Raw genomic sequence first — 18304 nt, forward strand, 5'->3', positions numbered from 1 at the left:
AATGGCGGTTCATCGTGCATTGAAGCGGTGCACAGTCTGCTGGCATTGCACAAAACAAATGTGGGAGCTGGCTTGCCTGCGATAGCGGTGTGTCAGCCCTATATCGGGTGACTGGCACACCGCCATCGCGGGCAAGCCCGGCTCCCACACTGGGCTTTCAGTGGTCTTGGGGTTCAGGCCTCATCACCCTCATCATCATCCCCACCATCCACCTTCATCCCCAATTCCTTGATCTTGCGCGTCAGGGTATTACGCCCCCAGCCCAGCAGCACGGCGGCATCGCGGCGGCGGCCGGCAGTGTGTTTCAACGCAGTCTCGATCATGATCCGCTCGAACGCCGGCACGGCGCTGTCCAGCAGGTTCGACTGGCCGCGTGCCAAGGCCTGGTCGGCCCATTGGCGCAGCGCCTGTTCCCAGTTGGTCACGGGTGCCGAGTCCTGCGGCAGGCTCAGCAGCTCCGGCGGCAGGTCGCTGATGTGTACTTCTCGCCCGGAGGCCATCACGGTGATCCAGCGGCAGGTGTTCTCCAGCTGGCGAACGTTGCCGGGCCACGGCAGGTTCTTGAGGTATTCCTCGGTCTCGCTTTTGAGCAGCTTGGGTTCCACAGCCAGCTCCAGGGCGGCGCGGCTGAGGAAGTGGCGGGCGAGGGTGGGGATGTCTTCGCGACGGTCCGACATGCGCGGGATGTGGATGCGGATCACGTTGAGGCGGTGGAACAAGTCCTCACGGAATTTACCCGCATGCACCAGGGTTTCCAGGTTCTGGTGGGTGGCCGCGATGATGCGCACATCCACCTTGACCGGCGTATGCCCGCCCACACGGTAGAACTCACCGTCAGCCAGCACACGCAGCAAGCGAGTCTGGGTATCGGCCGGCATGTCGCCGATCTCATCGAGGAACAGTGTGCCGCCGTCCGCCTGTTCAAAGCGTCCGCGACGCAGGTTAGCCGCGCCGGTGAATGCGCCTTTTTCATGGCCGAACAGCTCGGACTCCATCAAATCCTTGGGAATCGCCGCCATGTTCAGTGCGATAAACGGCGAGGCCGCCCGTGGGCTGTGGCGGTGCAGCGCATGGGCCACCAGCTCTTTACCGGTCCCCGATTCGCCGTTGATCAGTACGGTGATGTTGGAATGGCTCAAGCGCCCGATGGCGCGAAACACTTCCTGCATCGCCGGTGCTTCCCCGATGATTTCCGGGGTGCGGGTCAGGGTTGGCGGGGCTTCCTGGTTCTGTTGTTCCTGGGCGTGCTGGTTGGCGCGCTTGACCAGCGCCACCGCCTCATCCACGTCGAATGGCTTGGGCAGGTATTCAAAGGCGCCGCCCTGATAAGACGCGACAGCGCTGTCCAGGTCCGAGTGGGCGGTCATGATGATCACCGGCAAGCGCGGATGCTGCTCGCGAATGCGCGCCAGCAAGTCCAGGCCACTGGCGCCAGGCATGCGGATATCGGAAATGATCACATCCGGCTGCTGGCGTGCCAGGCGGCTCATCACCCCATCGGCGCTGTCGAAGCTCTGGGTGGTCATGCCTTCTTGTTGCAAGGCTTTTTCGAGGACCCAGCGGATAGAACGGTCGTCGTCGACGATCCAGACAGTTTCACTACGGCTCATGTCGTGGGGGCTCCTTGTTCCAATGGCAGGAAGATCGAGAACGTGGTGTGGCCGGGGTGGCTCTCACATTCGATCAGGCCCTGGTGCTGGCTGATGATGTTCTGGGTAATGGCCAGGCCCAGCCCGGTACCGTCCGGGCGGCCGCTGACCATGGGAAAGAAGATGGTTTCCTGCAGCTCTGCAGGAATGCCGGGGCCGTTGTCGATGATCTCGACCTTGGTCACCAGGCGATGGCGCACATGGCCAATGGTGAACTGGCGCAGGGCGCGGGTGCGCAGGCTGATGCGGCCCAGGCGCAGCTCGTTCTGGCTGCTGATGGCCTGCATGGCGTTGCGCACGATGTTGAGCACCGCCTGGATCATCTGTTCGCGGTCGATCAACACGTCGGGAATGCTTGGGTCGTAGTCGCGCACCAAGGTGATGCAGCCTTGGCTTTCGGCCTCGACCAGTTGGCAGACGCGCTCCAGCACCTCATGCACGTTGGTCATCGCCAGGGACGGCAGCTTGTTGGAGCCGAGCATGCGGTCCACCAGGTTACGCAGGCGGTCGGCTTCTTCGATGATGACGTTGGTGTAGTCCTTGAGGTGCTCGTCTGGCAGCTCGCGGGACAACAACTGTGCCGCGCCGCGAATACCGCCCAGCGGGTTCTTGATCTCATGGGCGAGGCCGCGCACCAGCATCTTGCTGGTTTCCTGCTTGGACAGCTGCGCTTCCTCCTTGGTGATGCGCAGCAGGCGGTCGCGGGGGTGGACTTCGAGCAGCAGCAGGGTCGCGCCATTGCTCAGGATCGGGGTCACCGCGTAGTCGACGGTCAACGTCTGCCCAGTGAGTGCGGTGAGCATCGCTTCGCGCTTGGTAAACGGATGAGCCTGCTCCACGGCCTGGCGCAACGAGCTCAAGGCTTCGGCCGATTCGGTGAACAATTCGCTGATGAACTGCCCATGGCTGCGCTGGCCGCTGATGGCCAGGAGCATCTCCGCCGCCGGGTTCATGTACTCAAGACGCAGGTCGGCATTGAGCAGGATGGTCGCGGTGGTCAGGTTGTCGAGTAACAAACGGTGCAGTGCATCGCTGATGGTCATCGGGACCTCTTTTGGAGCAAGGCGCGGGCTTGAGGCACACGCTGATACAAGGAAAATGCAAAAACCAAACCAAGGCTCCGAAAAGAAGCGCTAACCCCCTGAAATAAGGGGTTTAGGCGCGAAACTGTGGCGTTCTGCCAGCTTGAACGGGAAGTTTCGAACCAAAATGGGCTGGGCACTTGAGAAGGGTGCAGGCTATCGCACCAATATAGTGCGGTTTTGTGAAGGTTGTTCAGCAACTGAAGCTTGAAGGCAAATCGCAGTCAGTGTGGGAGCTGGCTTGCTTGCGATAGCTGTGGTGCATTCAACACCGTTATCGCAGTCAAGCCAGCTCCCACATTTTTAATTGGATTTGCAGTCCTTTTAACCTTTATAGATGCAAAGCTCGGCGGTGGCGCGGATCATCGCCAGTTGGCGCAGCGGATCATTCAGCGGTTCGTGCACGGCCTCGGCCAGCCATTGCGGGCACTGCGGGTCGGTGCGCTGTGGAGTGAAGTCGGCCAACTGCTGCAACAGCCTTTTTTGCAGCTCGTCCAATCGCGGGCGGATCTGCTGGACCAGGTCCGGGCGTGGATCGTCGGGGGCTTTGCCTTGGAACTGCCAGTCGGACAGGTGGGTGTATTGCACCAGTTTATTGGCTTCGATCTGCGCGGCGAAAAACTGCTCAGCAGCGGCCGGGTCCAGCTTGTAACCAGATGCCTGGGCCGTAACGCTGGCGATCACCTCTTGTTCGCGCTTCTTGTCCTCCACGGGCTTGTGGCTGTCCCATTTGCTCAGCGCCACCTGGTCGGCAATCTCCAGGCGTTCGGCGATGCTGTTGAGCAAGGGTTCGAGCGTAGGCGGCGCAGCGCTCGCACTGGCACTGATGAACAGCAGGGCAAATACAAGTCGATATCTCAAAGGTGATCTCCTGTGGGAGCGGGCTTGCCCGCGATGGCGGTGTGTCAGTGATACAGCAGGTGGCCGGCAGTGCGCCATCGCAGGCAAGCCAGCTCCCACACGTTGATTGGGTTTGCAGAGCTGGCGTAGCGTAACGCCCAGGCAAAAAAAAGACCTCCCGAAGGAGGCCTTTTTCATCACGCTACCTTAAGCAGCGCTACCGGATCAGCAGCTGTAGTACAGCTCGTATTCCAGTGGGTGTACGAAGGTACGTACTTTGATTTCTTCTTCGCTTTTCAGGGCGATGTAAGCGTCGATGAAGTCGTCGCTGAAAACGCCGCCTTTGGTCAGGAACGCACGGCCCTTGTCCAGCTCTTCCAGGGCTTCTTTCAGGCTGCCGCACACTTGTGGGATCTCTTTGGCCTCTTCAGGCGGCAGGTCGTACAAGTTTTTGTCGGCGGCGTCGCCAGGGTGGATCTTGTTCTGGATACCGTCCAGGCCGGCCATCATCAGGGCGGCGAAGGCCAGGTAAGGGTTGGCAGCCGGGTCTGGGAAGCGCGCTTCGATACGACGGCCTTTAGGGCTGTTGACGTAAGGAATACGGATCGAGGCGGAGCGGTTGCGTGCCGAGTAGGCCAGCATCACCGGCGCTTCAAAACCTGGGACCAGACGCTTGTAGGAGTTGGTCGACGGGTTGGTGAAGCCGTTCAGCGCTTTGCCGTGCTTGATGATGCCGCCGATGAAGTACAGGGCGGTATCGGACAGGCCGGCATAGCCTTCGCCAGCGAAGGTGTTCTTGCCGTCTTTGGAAATCGATACGTGAACGTGCATGCCCGAGCCGTTATCGCCGTACAGCGGCTTAGGCATGAAGGTAGCGGTGCGGCCATAGGCATCGGCAACGTTGTGCACGCAGTATTTCAGGGTTTGAACTTCGTCAGCCTTCTTCACCAGCGTGTTGAATTTCACGCCGATTTCGTTCTGGCCGGCAGTCGCCACTTCGTGGTGGTGAACTTCAACGGTCTGGCCCATTTCTTCCAGTGCGTTGCACATGGAGGTACGGATTTCGTGGTCGAAGTCGAACGGTGGTACTGGGAAGTAGCCGCCTTTCACGCCTGGACGGTGGCCTTTGTTACCGCCTTCCACGTCCTGGTCGGACATCCACGAGCCTTGCTCGGAGAAAATCTTGAACATGGAGCCGGAGATGTCGGATTTGAACTTCACCGAGTCGAAGATGAAGAACTCTGGCTCAGGGCCGAAGAATGCGGTGTCGCCGATACCGGTGGACTTCAGGTATTCCTCGGCACGGTGGGCGATGGCGCGTGGGTCGCGGTCATAGCCTTGCATGGTCGAAGGCTCGATGATGTCGCACACCAGGATCAGGGTTGGCTCTTCGGTGAACGGGTCGAGTACGGCGGTGCTGTCGTCTGGCAGCAGGATCATGTCGGAGGCTTCGATGCCTTTCCAGCCGGCGATGGAGGAACCGTCGAACATCTTGCCGACTTCGAAGAAGTCATCTTCCAGCGCATCGCGAGCCGGCATGGTCACGTGGTGCTGAGTGCCTTTTGTGTCCGTGAAGCGCAGATCAATCCATTTAACGTCATGATCTTTGATGAGTTGAACCGACTTCGACATGGTGTCCTCCGGGTGGCTTCGGGCTTGGGGTAGTGGAGTTAGCCCTTAGAATTTGGGTGATGCCGGCGCGGATACTCCGCCAAGGCAACCTGCCTCACAAGAGAGCAAATTGCATGCCAGTGCGCCAACATGGCCGTTTTGCCTCAAAATGGCCCCTATAACGGTGCAATCGGCAAAAACGGCATAAATCGCGCACTGCAATGTAGCGTTTATTTGGGTAAATGACCCGTTTTGGTGCATTGCATGTGCAATGCATATTAACTGGTTAAACCTTGAGCGATTTCCGCTATAATCCGCGCCCCCCTTTTTCAGCAGGCCCGGCGCGCGCTGTTTCCATGAAATTAATCGTTAAAGTCTTCCCCGAGATCACCATCAAAAGCCGACCGGTACGGACGCGTTTCATCCGTCAGTTGGCCAAGAACATCCGTGCCGTGCTCCGTGACCTGGACCCGGCTGTGGTGGTGAACGGCGTGTGGGACAACCTCGAGTTGGAAACCCGCATTACCGACGCCAAAGCCTTGAAGGACATGACCGAGCGCCTGAGCTGCATGCCGGGCATCGCGCATTTCCTGCAGGTGGATGAGTACCCGCTGGGCGACTTCGACGACATCACCGAAAAGTGCAAGCAGCACTACGGCAGTGCGCTTGAAGGCAAGATTTTTTCGGTGCGTTGCAAGCGTGCCGGCAAGCACCCGTTCAGCTCCATGGACGTCGAGAAATACGTTGGCAGCAAGCTGCGTCGTGAGTGCGGCGCCGCTGGAATTTCCTTGAAGGCGCCACAAATTGAAGTGCGCATGGAAATTCGCGACCAACGGTTGTTTGTGATCCACAGCCAGCACAACAGCATCGGCGGCTACCCGCTGGGCGCCCTGGAACAGACCCTGGTATTGATGTCCGGCGGTTTCGATTCCACGGTGGCGGCCTACCAGATCATGCGTCGCGGCCTGATGAGCCATTTTTGCTTCTTTAACCTGGGCGGGCGTGCACACGAATTGGGCGTGATGGAAGTCGCGCACTTTATCTGGAAGAAATACGGCAGCTCCCAACGCGTGCTATTTGTAAGCGTACCGTTCGAGGAAGTGCTGGGCGAAATTCTCGGCAAAGTCGATAACAGTCATATGGGCGTAGTATTGAAGCGTATGATGTTGCGCGCTGCGTCCCGAATCGCCGATCAATTGCAGATTGACGCCCTGGTAACCGGTGAAGCGATTTCCCAGGTCTCCAGCCAGACGCTGCCGAACCTGTCGATCATTGATTGCGTGACCGAGAAGCTGGTGCTGCGCCCGCTGATCGCCAGCCACAAGCAGGACATCATCGACCTGGCAGAGCAAATCGGCACCGCCGACTTTGCCAAGCATATGCCTGAATACTGCGGGGTCATTTCGGTGAACCCCAAGACCCACGCCAAGCGTCACCGCGTGGAGCATGAAGAAAAAGAATTCGACATGGCGATTCTGGAGCGTGCGCTCGAGAACGCCAAGCTGGTGCCAATCGATCGAGTGATCGACGAATTGGGCCAGGATGTGCAGATCGAAGAAGTCAGCGAAGCCCTGGCCGGCCAGATCGTCATCGACATCCGTCACCCGGATGCCGCCGAAGATGAGCCGCTGGAAATCGCTGGCATCGACGTGCAAGCGCTGCCGTTCTACGCACTGAACGCGCGTTTCAAGGAACTGGATAACAGCCGTCAGTACCTGTTGTATTGCGACAAAGGCGTGATGAGTCGCCTGCATGCCCACCATTTGCTCAGTGAGGGGCATGCCAATGTGCGCGTTTATCGACCGAGCTAAGAGCCCGGGGCTGTTTGCCTGTGGCCTGCGTCACCGGCCCCCCGACTCTGCCGTCAAGCTGTAACGGCAAGGCCTGACTCTACTGTTAATCGCTGCCACGACCTGTCAGCACACCGAATCCTCTGATCGAGATACACAAGTGATCGAAAATCTACGTAACATCGCCATCATTGCTCACGTTGACCATGGTAAAACCACCCTGGTAGACAAACTCCTGCGTCAATCCGGCACCCTGGAGCGCAACGAGCTCAACGACGAGCGCGTGATGGACTCCAACGACCAGGAAAAAGAGCGCGGTATTACCATCCTGGCAAAAAACACCGCTATCAACTGGAACGGCTACCACATCAACATCGTGGATACCCCGGGCCACGCCGACTTCGGCGGCGAAGTAGAACGCGTAATGTCGATGGTTGACTCCGTTCTGCTGCTGGTTGACGCTCAAGACGGCCCTATGCCGCAAACCCGTTTCGTGACCAAGAAGGCTTTCGAAGCCGGCCTGCGTCCGATCGTGTGCATCAACAAGGTTGACCGTCCAGGCGCGCGTCCGGACTGGGTTCTGGACCAGATCTTCGACTTGTTCGACAACCTGGGTGCTACCGAAGAACAGCTGGACTTCCAAGTCATCTACGCCTCGGCCCTGAACGGTATTGCTGGTCTTGACCACACCGACATGGCTGAAGACATGACTCCGCTGTACCAGTCGATCGTCGACAACGTACCAGCACCGAAAGTCGACCGTGAAGGCCCGTTCCAGATGCAAATCTCGGCACTGGACTACAACAGCTTCCTGGGTGTTATCGGCGTTGGCCGTATCGCTCGTGGTAGCGTCAAGCCGAACACCCCGGTTGTCGCTATCGGCGCTGACGGCAAGAAGCGTAACGGTCGTATCCTGAAGCTGATGGGTCACCACGGTCTGCACCGTGTAGACGTTGAAGAAGCTTTCGCTGGCGACATCGTATGCGTGAGCGGTATGGACTCGCTGTTCATCTCCGACACCCTGTGCCAGCCGGACAACGTCGAGGCGATGAAGCCTCTGACCGTTGACGAGCCAACCGTTTCCATGACCTTCCAGGTAAACGACTCGCCTTTCTGCGGTAAAGAAGGCAAGTTCGTGACCTCCCGTAACATCAAGGAACGTCTGGACAAGGAGCTGCTGTACAACGTTGCTCTGCGCGTTGAAGAAGGCGACTCGGCTGACAAGTTCAAGGTTTCCGGCCGTGGTGAGCTGCACCTCTCGGTACTGATCGAAACCATGCGTCGCGAAGGCTTCGAAATGGGTGTTGGTCGTCCTGAAGTGATCATCCGTCAGGTTGACGGCGTGAAGCAGGAACCGTTCGAAAACGTCACCATCGACACCCCTGAAGAATCCCAGGGCAAGGTCATGGAAGAGATGGGCCTGCGTAAGGGCGACCTGACCAACATGGTGCCGGATGGCAAAGGCCGTGTACGTCTGGAATACAACATCCCTGCTCGTGGTCTGATCGGTTTCCGTAACCAGTTCCTGACCCTGACCAACGGTGCTGGCATCCTGACCTCGATCTTCGATCGCTACGACACCATGAAGTCCGGCGACATGTCCGGCCGTCAGAACGGTGTTCTGGTATCGGTAGAAACCGGCAAGGCGCTGACCTACTCCCTGGAAACTCTCCAGGCGCGTGGCAAGCTGTTCGTTGAACACGGTCAAGAGATCTACAACGGCCAGATCGTTGGTCTGAACAGCCGTGACAACGACATGGGCGTCAACCCAACCAAAGGCAAGAAGCTCGACAACATGCGTGCTTCGGGCAAAGACGAAACCATCGCTCTGGTTCCACCTGTTCGCTTCACCCTGGAACAGGCCCTGGAATTCATCCAGGACGACGAGCTGTGCGAAGTCACGCCTAAGTCGATCCGCCTGCGTAAGAAGATCCTGGACGAAGGCGAGCGTACCCGCGCTGCCAAGAAAGCCAAGAACTGAGTTAACTCAGGCTGAATGAAAAACGCCCCCGGTCGAAAGGCCGGGGGCGTTTTTTTATGCCTGCAGTCTGTGTGTTGTGATCGTTCCCACGCTCCGCGTGGGAACGCCGCGTGGGACGCTCCGCGTCCTGCTTTCAAGAGCGGACGCAGAGCGTCCACAGCTGTATTCCCACGCAGAGCGTGGGAACGATCAAAAACTTAGAACTTGTCGAGGGTCTTGAAGTTGGTCTCGCGCACCACTTCCTTGGGCTTGTACGCGCAATACCCTGGCCGCGGCCCGATTTTCGGGTGATTGCGGCAGGTATCCGGGCGCTTGTCATAAATAGTGCAAAAGCGCGTCTTACGATCCAGGTACAGGCAGTCGTTGTTGCTCATGCGCTGCAGGGTGAAAATTTCGGACTTGTTGTTGTAGCGCTCGACGATGCCTTCTTTCTGCAAACGCTTGGCGATGTTCTTCGGCGGATCGCCGCGCTCGAACTCATCGACGATGCCAATGCGGATCAGGTCCTTGATCTTCACCTCCACCGGCAGCGTGCAGCAGCTGGACACGCAGCCGCCGCACATATGGGCGGAGTATTTCTGCCAGGTCTCTAGACGGTCGAGTTCCGCGGCGGCGATCAGTTGAGGCTTCATCAAGGTTCCAAGGTGGGGCGTTATCCGGGCGCGCGATCATACCGGGATTGGTGGTTTTTTGAACAATATTTTGCAGGTTTCAGCTCAAAGGTTTGGCCAGGGCCTGATCGGGCACGACCCCTGCATCAAATTCAGCCACAGGCCAATGAGTTAAAAAACTGCCGAACCAGCACGTCTACCGTCTGTCAGACCGACTAGGCTCTAGCAACTCCTTCAATCTCGCCCGAGGTCGCACCGATGTCTCAGGAACCGCTTGCACGAGAAGCAGAGGTAGCCGCATTCCGCGATGCTGTCTTGACCAAACTCACCTACGCGGTGGGCAAGGACCCGGATCACGCCTTCGACCATGACTGGTTCGAAGCCATTGCCCTGGCCGCGCGCGACCAGATGGTCGACCACTGGATGGACCACACGCGGCGTATTTATCGCAAAGGCCAGAAGCGCGTTTATTACCTGTCCCTGGAATTTCTCATCGGCCGTCTGCTCTATGACAGCCTGAGCAACCTGGGTGTGCTGGAGATCGCGCGCGAAGCGCTGTCGGAGCTGGGCGTCGACCTGGAGCGCATCCGCCTGCTGGAGCCCGACGCGGCGCTCGGCAATGGTGGCCTGGGCCGTCTGGCGGCGTGCTTTATGGAAAGCATGTCGACCCTCGGCATTGCTGGCCACGGCTATGGCATCCGTTATGAACACGGCTTGTTCCGCCAAGCGATTGTCGACGGTTGGCAGCAGGAACAGACCGAGCGCTGGCTGGATTTCGGTAACCCTTGGGAATTCGAACGTGCCGAGGTGATTTACCCGATTGGCTTTGGCGGCAGTGTCGAAACCGTGGCGGACGCCTCCGGCAAGATGATCCAGGTATGGTCGCCCAACGAAATCGTGCGCGCCGTGGCCTATGACACGCCGGTCGTCGGTTGGCGCGGCGCCAGCGTCAACACCCTGCGCCTTTGGCGTGCGCGCGCCGTAGAAGACCTGCACCTGGAGCGCTTCAACGCCGGTGACCATTTGGGCGCTGTCGCCGAAGTGGCCCGTGCCGAAAGCATCTCCCGCGTGCTTTACCCGGCCGACAGCACCGAAGCAGGGCAGGAACTGCGCCTGCGCCAGGAATATTTCTTCGTTTCCGCGTCCCTGCAGGACTTGTTGCGTCGCCACAAAAACATGCACGGTTCGGTACTGAGCCTGGGCGAGCACGCCGCCATCCAACTCAACGACACCCACCCGTCCATCGCCGTGGCCGAGTTGATGCGCCAGCTGGTCGACCTGCATGACATTCCCTGGGAAGCCGCGTGGGATGTCACCGTCGAGACCCTTTCGTATACCAACCACACCCTGCTGCCCGAAGCGCTGGAAACCTGGCCGGTAGGTTTGATGGAGCGCATGCTGCCGCGGCACATGCAGATCATCTACCTGATCAACGCCCAGCACATTGACTCGCTGCGTGCCAAAGGCATCCACGACTTTGATGTTTTGCGCGCTGTGTCGCTGATCGAAGAAGACAACGGCCGCCGCGTGCGCATGGGCAACCTGGCGTTCCTGGGTTCCCATAGCGTCAACGGCGTGTCCGGTTTGCATACCCAGCTAATGCGCAGCACGGTGTTCTCCGAACTGCACAAGCTCTACCCCGAACGCATCAACAACAAAACCAACGGCATTACCTTCCGCCGCTGGCTGTACCAGGCCAACCCCAAGCTGACCGATATGCTAGTGGAAGCCTTGGGCCCGGGCATTCTCGATCAGCCCGAACAGCGCCTGATCGAGTTGGAACCCTTTGCCGAGAAACCGGCCTTTCGCAAAGCATTTGCTGAGCAGCGCCTGCACAGCAAGCGCGCCCTGGCGCAGATCATCCATGAGCGCCTGGGCATCGCGATCAACCCGGCGGCGATGTTCGACGTGCAGGTCAAGCGTATTCACGAATACAAGCGCCAACTGCTCAACCTGCTGCACACCGTAGCGCTGTACCAGGCGATCCGTGCCGAGCCGGGCATCGACTGGGTGCCTCGGGTCAAGATCTTTGCCGGCAAGGCAGCGGCCAGCTACCACCAAGCCAAGCTGATCATCAAGCTGACCAACGACATCGCCCGCACGGTCAACAACGACCCGACCGTGCGCGGTCTGCTCAAGGTGGTGTTCCTGCCCAACTACAACGTCAGCCTGGCGGAAAGCATCATTCCGGCAGCGGATTTGTCGGAGCAGATTTCCACCGCCGGCTTCGAAGCTTCCGGCACCAGCAACATGAAGTTCGGCCTCAACGGTGCGCTGACCATCGGCACCATGGACGGCGCCAATGTGGAGATGCACGAGCGTGTCGGCGCCGAGCACATGTTTATCTTTGGCCTCAGTGCCCAGCAGGTGGAAGCTCGCAAACACGCCGGCGAGTTCAGCGCCGGGCCGGACATCGCCGCGTCCCATCGTTTGAACGACGTGCTGCAAGCCATCCGTGGCGGGGTGTTCTCGCCGGATGACCCGGGGCGTTATGTGGGCCTGATCGATGGGCTGGTCGACTACGACCGCTTCCTGGTGTGTGCCGACTTTGACGCCTACTGGGACGCCCAGGCACGGGTCGAGGCGCATTGGCACGACTCCAAGGCCTGGTGGCGCTCGGCGGTGCTCAACACGGCGCGCATGGGCTGGTTCAGCTCTGACCGGACCATCAGGGAGTACGCCACCGAGATCTGGAAAGCCCTCGACTGACCCCTGATGCCACTGTAGGAGCGAGCTTGCTCGCGAAGAACCTCAACGATAACGCGTGCTTCCTGAATGAACGCGGCGCCTATGAGTTTTTCGCGAGCAAGCTCGCTCCTACAGAGGTGTCGTTGCTCCGTTGCGTGAACTCTATTGGCGTTAAATCCTCTGATTAGAGGAAATCAGCCCCGACTCGCGCTAAACTGCGCGGGTTTTTAGCCCCCCATTCTCCGGAGCCGTCCATGTCCCGCGTTACCTTGAGTCGCTATTTGATCGAGCAGACCCGCAGCAACAACACGCCTGCCGATCTGCGCTTCCTTATCGAAGTGGTGGCGCGTGCTTGCAAGGAAATCAGCCACGCCGTTTCCAAAGGCGCACTGGGCGGTGTCCTGGGCAGCATGGGCACTGAAAACGTGCAGGGCGAAGTGCAGAAGAAACTGGACGTGCTGTCCAATGAAATCCTGCTCGAAGCCAACGAATGGGGCGGTCACCTGGCCGGCATGGCGTCCGAAGAAATGGACAATGCCTACCAGATCCCAGGCAAATACCCGAAGGGCGCATACCTCTTGGTATTCGACCCACTGGACGGTTCGTCCAACATCGATATCAACGCACCGGTCGGCACCATCTTCTCGGTATTGCGTTGCCCGAACGAATACCTGAGCCAGAACGAAGCGCTGAACGAAAAGGCCTTCCTGCAGCCAGGCACTGAGCAGGTTGCTGCCGGCTACGCGATCTACGGCCCACAGACCATGCTGGTGCTGACTCTGGGCGATGGCGTCAAAGGCTTCACGCTGGACCGTGAAATGGGCAGCTTCGTACTCACCCACGAAGACATTTCGATTCCTGCTTCTACCCAGGAATTTGCCATCAACATGTCCAATCAGCGCCACTGGGAAGAACCGGTGAAGCGCTACGTCAACGAGCTGATGGAAGGCGAAGAAGGCCCGTTGAAGAAGAACTTCAACATGCGCTGGGTGGCCGCGATGGTTGCCGACGTGCACCGCATCCTGACCCGTGGTGGCTTGTTCATGTACCCACGCGACAGCCGCGAGCCGTCCAAGCCGGGCAAGCTGCGTCTGATGTACGAAGCCAACCCGATGTCGTTCCTGGTTGAGCAGGCAGGCGGTGCGTCCACCGACGGCCACCAGCGCATCCTCGACATCCAGCCAGAAGGCCTGCACCAGCGTGTGGCGGTGTTCCTGGGTTCGAAGGAAGAAGTTGAGCGTGTAACGGCTTATCACAAGAAGTAAAATCTTGCGGTAACAAAAAAGCCCCGAAATGCGCTTAGCGCTTCGGGGCTTTTGTTTTTATTGAATAAGGTTTTTCAGCAGCAACGCCTGCAGGCTTTTCTGAGTGTCGGCGATGATGTGGACGTAAATGATCGGGTCTCGAATTTCGTAGATGATCCGATTCATGCCACAGACAACCTGTCGATATTGGCTGAGATTCAACTTCTCGATCTCTTGCGGTATCGAGCCAGCATAGGGTTGAGACTCAAGCAGCCGTATGGCCTGTTTCATCGCGTCGTAGGACTGCTGCCAAGTCGATGTCGAGAACTGCCGGATGAGGTATGACTTGATGTCTTTAAGGTCGCGTTTTGCCGAGTGAAGAATCACAACCTTGAATGTCATTGAGCGTCGTCCTTGTCCAGCTCGGCGAACACGTCCTCCATGTCTTGAAACTGCCCCAACTCAATCTGCCGGTTGCCCAAGGCCAATAGCTTTAACAAGGCCATGGTTTCTGCCTGTTCCTCAAAACTCTTCACATCCATCACCACCAGCTTCGCTTCGCCATTTTGGGTGATGACCAGGGGTTCGCGGCTTTCAGTGAGTGTTTTGACGATCTCGGCGGTATGACTTTTCAAGTAGCTGATCGGCTTTATCTGCGAAGAAAATTTCATGGTTTGGCCCTGGTTCGAGATGGGACTGATTTTAGTCTTAATTTGGTCTTTGGCAGACAGCAACTGATGAAAGGCCGTGATTTTCCATTCGAAAACACGGTTCCAGGGGGCAGTTCACATAAAAAATAAATAGCACCCCCCATCGGGAACCAGACACCCCTTTTCCCTTCTAAGCTTCTGGCAGATACCCCAGCTGCTTTGTCTCTCCAGGAGCTTTTCCATGTCTATACGCCGTCTCGCCCTGCTGGCTTTTTGCGTGCTCTTAGCCGCTTGCAGCAAGGTCACCCAAGAAAACTACCAAAAGCTCTCAGCCGGCATGGCCAAGGCCGAGGTGGAGTCGTTGCTGGGCAAGCCAACCGATTGTTCCGGCGCACTGGGCATGTCCAGCTGCACCTGGGGCGATAAAAACAGCTTTATCAGCGTGCAGTACGCCGGTGACAAAGTTCTGATGTTTTCCGGGCAAGGCCTGAAGTAAACCGGGGCGCGAGCCTGCGGGAGAAGAAGAATGATGCGTTTTGTTTTGTTCCTTTGCGCCAGCCTGTTTTTGGCGGGCTGTGCCAGCCATTCTGGCGATGATCTGCAACCCAAGACGGCGAGCAACGTCAACCTCAAGCGTTACCAGGGCACCTGGTATGAGTTGGCCCGGTTGCCGATGTACTTCCAGCGCAACTGTGCGCAATCCGAAGCCCGCTATACCTTGCTGCCTGATGGTGACATGTCGGTGTTCAACCGCTGCCTGACACCTGAATGGAAGTGGCAAGAGGCCAAAGGCACGGCGACGCCGCAGGTGCCAGGCAAGACCGACAAGCTGTGGGTGGAATTCAATAACTGGTTTACGTCACTGTTGCCGGGCGTTGCCAAGGGCGACTACTGGGTGCTGTATGTCAGCGATGACTACAAGACCGCCATCGTCGGCAGCCCGAGCCGTCGCTATATGTGGATCCTGTCGCGCACGCCAACGGTGAGTGCCGATACCCGCGAAGACCTGCTGAGCAGGGCGCGACAGCAAGGGTACGACACCACGCGGCTGATCTGGCGTACATCGGACAAGCAGATGGCAAAGTCCTCTCAGTAATCCTGAGTACCCTCAATCCAATGTGGGAGCTGGCTTGCCTGCGATACAGGCACCTAGGTGCATCAGTTGCACCGGGTTGATGCTATCGCAGGCAAGCCAGCTCCTATAGTTGTTATGGATTGGCTGTTAGTTCAGCAAGTCCTTCAGGACCTGGGTGAATGCCCGGCGGCTGTCTTCTTCGCCAGCATGATGTCCATCTCGCACCACCCACTTGCCATTGACCAGTACATCGCGCACTTGCCGATCCCCACCGGCAAATAGCCAGCGGTTGAGAATCCCATCCTCACTGGCCGTCGCCAAGTACGGATCGCTACCGTCCAGCACAATCCAATCCGCACGCTTGCCCACTTGCAGTTGACCAATCGGCTGGCCCAGCGCTTGAGCACCACCGTCCAGCGCAGCATCGAACAGCGTGCGACCCACCATCGGTTGATCACTGCGGTACAGCCGATTACGCCGCTGATCACGCAGGCGCTGGCCGTATTCCAGCCAACGCAATTCTTCCACCACGCTCAGTGATACATGGCTGTCGGAGCCGATGCCCATGCGGCCGCCCTGGGCGAGGAAGTCTACCGCCGGAAAAATCCCATCGCCCAGGTTGGCTTCGGTGGTCAGGCAAAAACCGGCAATCGCTCGGCTGTTGGCCATGCGGGTGACTTCATCGGCATCGGCATGGGTGGCATGCACCAGGCACCAGCGCTCATCCACCTCGACATTGTCATACAGCCACTGCAACGGGCGCTTGCCGCTCCAGGCCAGGCAGTCGTCGACTTCCTTTTGCTGTTCAGCGATGTGGATATGCACCGGGCAGGCCTTGTCACTGGCGGCCAGCACGGTATGGATTTGTTCGGGGGTGACGGCACGCAGGGAATGGAAGCACAGGCCCAGTTGCTGCGCCGGTTGTGCCGCCAGAATGGGCTGCAAGCGGGCTTGCAGGTCCAGGTAGTTTTCAGTGCTGTTGATAAACCGTCGCTGGCCTTCATTCGGCGCTTGGCCACCAAAGCCTGCGTGGGTGTAGAGCACCGGCAGCAAGGTCAGGCCGATCCCGCTGCTGGCGGCCGCCAGGCTGATCTGGCGGGACAGCTCCGTACGGTCGGCGTAGGGCTGGCCGCTGAGATCGTGATGCACATAATGAAACTCGGCCACCGAGGTGTAGCCGGCCTTGAGCATTTCGATATACAGCTGACGGGCGATGACCTGTAACTGCTCGGGGTTGATCTTGCCGACCATGCGGTACATCAAATCGCGCCAGGTCCAGAAACTGTCATTGGGGTTGCCGGCCACTTCGGCCAAGCCTGCCATGGCGCGCTGGAAGGCATGGGAGTGCAGGTTCGGCATGCCCGCCAACACCGGGCCCCTGAGCCGTTCGGCGCCTTCTGCACTGGCATTGGGCTCAACCTTTGTCAGCAGGCCATCGGCGCTGACTTCAAGACGTACATCGTTGGCCCATCCATTAGGCAGCAGTGCGCGTTCGGCAAAGAAAGCGGACATGATCAAGGCACCCCGGTCGTGTGTTTATTTGTATATACATATACAGACGTTTGCCTGCTCGGTAAACTCCGGCAATCTATGCATCTTTTTCCCCCGCAAGGATTCCCTGTGCCGACTCCGCCCGCCAACTCTTCGCTGGCTGCCCACATGGACGAAAGTCCGGCGCCCTTGTATGCCCGCGTCAAACAGATGATCAGCCAGCAGATCCTCAACGGCAACTGGCCGCCCCATTACCGCGTGCCGTCGGAAAGCGAGTTGGTCAGCCAGTTGGGCTTCAGCCGCATGACCATCAACCGTGCCCTGCGCGAGCTGACCGCCGAAGGTTTGCTGGTGCGCATGCAAGGCGTCGGTACGTTCGTGGCTGAGCCCAAAAGCCAGTCGGCCCTGTTTGAAGTGCACAACATCGCCGATGAAATCGCCTCCCGCGGGCATCGGCACACTTGCCAAGTGATCACCCTGGGCGAAGAGGCCGCCGGTTCCGAGCGCGCCGTTGCCTTGGAAATGCGTGAAGGCGGGCGCGTGTTCCACTCGTTGATCGTGCATTACGAGAACGACATTCCTGTGCAAATAGAAGACCGATTCGTCAACGCCCTGGTCGCGCCGGAATACCTGCAACAGGACTTCACCCAGCAAACCCCTTATGCCTATTTGAACCAGGTGGCGCCGTTGACTGAGGGCGAGCATGTGGTTGAGGCGATCCTCGCCGATGCCGCCGAGTGCAAGTTGTTGCAGATCGAGCCGAGCGAGCCGTGCCTGTTGATTCGCCGACGCACCTGGTCGGGTCGCCAGCCGGTGACTGCGGCGCGGTTGATCCACCCCGGTTCCCGTCACAGCCTCGAAGGACGTTTCAGCAAATGAGTACTGTGAAAGTCTGGCGCGCCGCCGACTACGTGCGCATGCCGTGGAAGAACGGCGGTGGCAGCACTGAAGAAATCGCCCGCGATGCGGGCACCGGCCTGGATGGATTTGGCTGGCGTTTGTCGATTGCCGACATTGCCGAATCGGGTGGGTTTTCCACCTTCGCCGGTTACCAGCGCGTGATCACCGTGATCAAAGGCGCCGGCATGGTGCTGACCGTGGACGGTGAGGAACAACGTGGGTTGTTACCGCTACAGCCGTTCGCGTTCAAGGGCGAAAGCCAGGTGTCATGCCGCTTGATCACGGGGCCGATTCGCGACTTCAACCTGATCTACTCGCCACAGCGTTACCATGCACGCTTGCAGTGGGTGGATGGCGTGCAGCAGTTTTTCAGCACCGCGCAGACGGTGCTGGTGTTCAGCGTGGCGGATGAAGTGAAGGCGCTGGGCGAGAAGCTCGGCCACCATGATTGCCTGCAGGTGGACGGTAACACGGGCCTGCTGGATATCGGCGTCACTGGCCGCTGCTGCATCATCGAACTGACCGCACGCGGTTAAAAACTGTGGGAGCAGGCAAGCCAGCTCCCACATTTGTTTTTTTGCATTGTTCACAAAATCTGTTTCCACTCCGCGCACCAATTTGTTACCGAACGCCCCAGCGTGACGCAAAGCCACGCTGTCGTGACAAATCCTCTTTGCTGTAAAACGCCTCCG

The 18304-nt window shown here is 58.7% G+C and carries 16 protein-coding genes; 8 read left to right on the forward strand and 8 right to left on the reverse strand.

Annotated elements, in window-relative coordinates; genetic code table 11:
- Nucleotides 1-173: 173 nt before the first annotated feature.
- The 4 genes from ntrC to glnA all read right to left on the reverse strand — a co-directional run bounded on the left by ntrC (nt 174) and on the right by glnA (nt 5203).
- Nucleotides 174-1610 (reverse strand): nitrogen regulation protein NR(I), encoded by a 1437-nt coding sequence (gene ntrC, locus GIW04_RS07110; protein WP_003187806.1) that lies wholly within the window; start codon nt 1608-1610, stop codon nt 174-176.
- Nucleotides 1607-2692: a nitrogen regulation protein NR(II) gene (gene glnL, locus GIW04_RS07115; protein ID WP_014716523.1), complete on the reverse strand. Its 1086-nt coding sequence runs from the start codon at nt 2690-2692 to the stop codon at nt 1607-1609. The genes ntrC and glnL overlap by 4 nt, the downstream gene beginning before the upstream one ends.
- Nucleotides 2693-3055: 363 nt before the next feature.
- Nucleotides 3056-3592 carry a chorismate mutase gene (locus tag GIW04_RS07120; RefSeq protein WP_003187810.1) on the reverse strand — a complete coding sequence of 179 codons (537 nt, stop codon included), beginning with the start codon at nt 3590-3592 and terminating at the stop codon, nt 3056-3058.
- Nucleotides 3593-3796: 204 nt separating this feature from the next.
- The gene (glnA, locus tag GIW04_RS07125; protein ID WP_003187811.1) at nt 3797-5203 is read right to left on the reverse strand and encodes a type I glutamate--ammonia ligase; all 1407 of its coding nucleotides are present in this window, start codon (nt 5201-5203) and stop codon (nt 3797-3799) included.
- 335 nt (nt 5204-5538) lie between these two features.
- On the opposite strand from glnA, the gene thiI reads away from it, so the two are divergent.
- Complete coding sequence (thiI, locus tag GIW04_RS07130; protein WP_034134693.1) at nt 5539-6993, forward strand: tRNA uracil 4-sulfurtransferase ThiI; 1455 nt, start codon at nt 5539-5541, stop codon at nt 6991-6993.
- A gap of 139 nt (nt 6994-7132) precedes the next feature.
- Complete coding sequence (gene typA, locus GIW04_RS07135) at nt 7133-8953, forward strand: translational GTPase TypA (RefSeq protein WP_003187814.1); 1821 nt, start codon at nt 7133-7135, stop codon at nt 8951-8953.
- 197 nt (nt 8954-9150) lie between these two features.
- Here typA and GIW04_RS07140 read toward each other — a convergent pair whose 3' ends face one another.
- Nucleotides 9151-9585 carry a YkgJ family cysteine cluster protein gene (locus tag GIW04_RS07140; RefSeq protein WP_003187815.1) on the reverse strand — a complete coding sequence of 145 codons (435 nt, stop codon included), beginning with the start codon at nt 9583-9585 and terminating at the stop codon, nt 9151-9153.
- Nucleotides 9586-9822: 237 nt separating this feature from the next.
- Between GIW04_RS07140 and GIW04_RS07145 the strand changes: the two genes are divergently transcribed.
- Together GIW04_RS07145 and GIW04_RS07150 are read left to right on the forward strand one after the other, a co-directional pair.
- Nucleotides 9823-12273 carry a glycogen/starch/alpha-glucan phosphorylase gene (locus GIW04_RS07145; RefSeq protein ID WP_120247897.1) on the forward strand — a complete coding sequence of 817 codons (2451 nt, stop codon included), beginning with the start codon at nt 9823-9825 and terminating at the stop codon, nt 12271-12273.
- Between the two features lie 233 nt (nt 12274-12506).
- Nucleotides 12507-13517, forward strand: a complete 1011-nt coding sequence (locus tag GIW04_RS07150; RefSeq protein WP_003187818.1) for a class 1 fructose-bisphosphatase — start codon at nt 12507-12509, stop codon at nt 13515-13517.
- 57 nt (nt 13518-13574) lie between these two features.
- Here the strand turns inward: GIW04_RS07150 and GIW04_RS07155 are convergent, their stop codons facing one another.
- Together GIW04_RS07155 and GIW04_RS07160 are read right to left on the reverse strand one after the other, a co-directional pair.
- Nucleotides 13575-13898, reverse strand: a complete 324-nt coding sequence (locus GIW04_RS07155) for a type II toxin-antitoxin system RelE/ParE family toxin (RefSeq protein ID WP_120247898.1) — start codon at nt 13896-13898, stop codon at nt 13575-13577.
- Nucleotides 13895-14167 carry a type II toxin-antitoxin system Phd/YefM family antitoxin gene (locus GIW04_RS07160; protein ID WP_003171142.1) on the reverse strand — a complete coding sequence of 91 codons (273 nt, stop codon included), beginning with the start codon at nt 14165-14167 and terminating at the stop codon, nt 13895-13897. The genes GIW04_RS07155 and GIW04_RS07160 overlap by 4 nt, the downstream gene beginning before the upstream one ends.
- Before the next feature lie 220 nt (nt 14168-14387).
- Here GIW04_RS07160 and GIW04_RS07165 point away from each other — a divergent pair, with 220 nt between their 5' ends.
- Nucleotides 14388-14642 (forward strand): hypothetical protein, encoded by a 255-nt coding sequence (locus tag GIW04_RS07165; protein ID WP_003187823.1) that lies wholly within the window; start codon nt 14388-14390, stop codon nt 14640-14642.
- A 30-nt stretch (nt 14643-14672) separates the two neighbouring features.
- Nucleotides 14673-15242 (forward strand): lipocalin family protein, encoded by a 570-nt coding sequence (locus tag GIW04_RS07170; RefSeq protein WP_014716529.1) that lies wholly within the window; start codon nt 14673-14675, stop codon nt 15240-15242.
- Between the two features lie 126 nt (nt 15243-15368).
- Here the strand turns inward: GIW04_RS07170 and GIW04_RS07175 are convergent, their stop codons facing one another.
- Complete coding sequence (locus GIW04_RS07175; protein WP_120247899.1) at nt 15369-16733, reverse strand: formimidoylglutamate deiminase; 1365 nt, start codon at nt 16731-16733, stop codon at nt 15369-15371.
- A gap of 147 nt (nt 16734-16880) precedes the next feature.
- Here GIW04_RS07175 and hutC point away from each other — a divergent pair, with 147 nt between their 5' ends.
- Together hutC and GIW04_RS07185 are read left to right on the forward strand one after the other, a co-directional pair.
- A complete protein-coding gene (hutC, locus tag GIW04_RS07180; protein WP_224796965.1) occupies nt 16881-17591 on the forward strand; it encodes a histidine utilization repressor in 711 nt (236 codons plus the stop codon).
- A complete protein-coding gene (locus tag GIW04_RS07185) occupies nt 17588-18148 on the forward strand; it encodes a HutD/Ves family protein (protein WP_003187831.1) in 561 nt (186 codons plus the stop codon). Before hutC ends, GIW04_RS07185 begins: the two co-directional genes overlap by 4 nt.
- The last annotated feature ends 156 nt before the right edge of the window (nt 18149-18304 follow it).

This window comes from Pseudomonas sp. PA-4-8C (assembly GCF_021606625.1).
GTDB lineage: Bacteria > Pseudomonadota > Gammaproteobacteria > Pseudomonadales > Pseudomonadaceae > Aquipseudomonas > Aquipseudomonas lactis.

What these genes read in the sequence shown, in the direction of transcription:
- glnA (WP_003187811.1), bottom strand. Translation starts at nt 5,203, where the DNA reads ATGTCGAAGTCGGTTCAACTCATCAAAGATCATGACGTTAAATGGATT.
- GIW04_RS07150 (WP_003187818.1), top strand. Translation starts at nt 12,507, where the DNA reads ATGTCCCGCGTTACCTTGAGTCGCTATTTGATCGAGCAGACCCGCAGC.
- GIW04_RS07185 (WP_003187831.1), top strand. Translation starts at nt 17,588, where the DNA reads ATGAGTACTGTGAAAGTCTGGCGCGCCGCCGACTACGTGCGCATGCCG.
- GIW04_RS07140 (WP_003187815.1), bottom strand. Translation starts at nt 9,585, where the DNA reads ATGAAGCCTCAACTGATCGCCGCCGCGGAACTCGACCGTCTAGAGACC.
- GIW04_RS07145 (WP_120247897.1), top strand. Translation starts at nt 9,823, where the DNA reads ATGTCTCAGGAACCGCTTGCACGAGAAGCAGAGGTAGCCGCATTCCGC.
- ntrC (WP_003187806.1), bottom strand. Translation starts at nt 1,610, where the DNA reads ATGAGCCGTAGTGAAACTGTCTGGATCGTCGACGACGACCGTTCTATC.
- glnL (WP_014716523.1), bottom strand. Translation starts at nt 2,692, where the DNA reads ATGACCATCAGCGATGCACTGCACCGTTTGTTACTCGACAACCTGACC.
- GIW04_RS07175 (WP_120247899.1), bottom strand. Translation starts at nt 16,733, where the DNA reads ATGTCCGCTTTCTTTGCCGAACGCGCACTGCTGCCTAATGGATGGGCC.
- GIW04_RS07155 (WP_120247898.1), bottom strand. Translation starts at nt 13,898, where the DNA reads ATGACATTCAAGGTTGTGATTCTTCACTCGGCAAAACGCGACCTTAAA.
- GIW04_RS07170 (WP_014716529.1), top strand. Translation starts at nt 14,673, where the DNA reads ATGATGCGTTTTGTTTTGTTCCTTTGCGCCAGCCTGTTTTTGGCGGGC.
- GIW04_RS07160 (WP_003171142.1), bottom strand. Translation starts at nt 14,167, where the DNA reads ATGAAATTTTCTTCGCAGATAAAGCCGATCAGCTACTTGAAAAGTCAT.
- GIW04_RS07165 (WP_003187823.1), top strand. Translation starts at nt 14,388, where the DNA reads ATGTCTATACGCCGTCTCGCCCTGCTGGCTTTTTGCGTGCTCTTAGCC.
- thiI (WP_034134693.1), top strand. Translation starts at nt 5,539, where the DNA reads ATGAAATTAATCGTTAAAGTCTTCCCCGAGATCACCATCAAAAGCCGA.
- hutC (WP_224796965.1), top strand. Translation starts at nt 16,881, where the DNA reads ATGGACGAAAGTCCGGCGCCCTTGTATGCCCGCGTCAAACAGATGATC.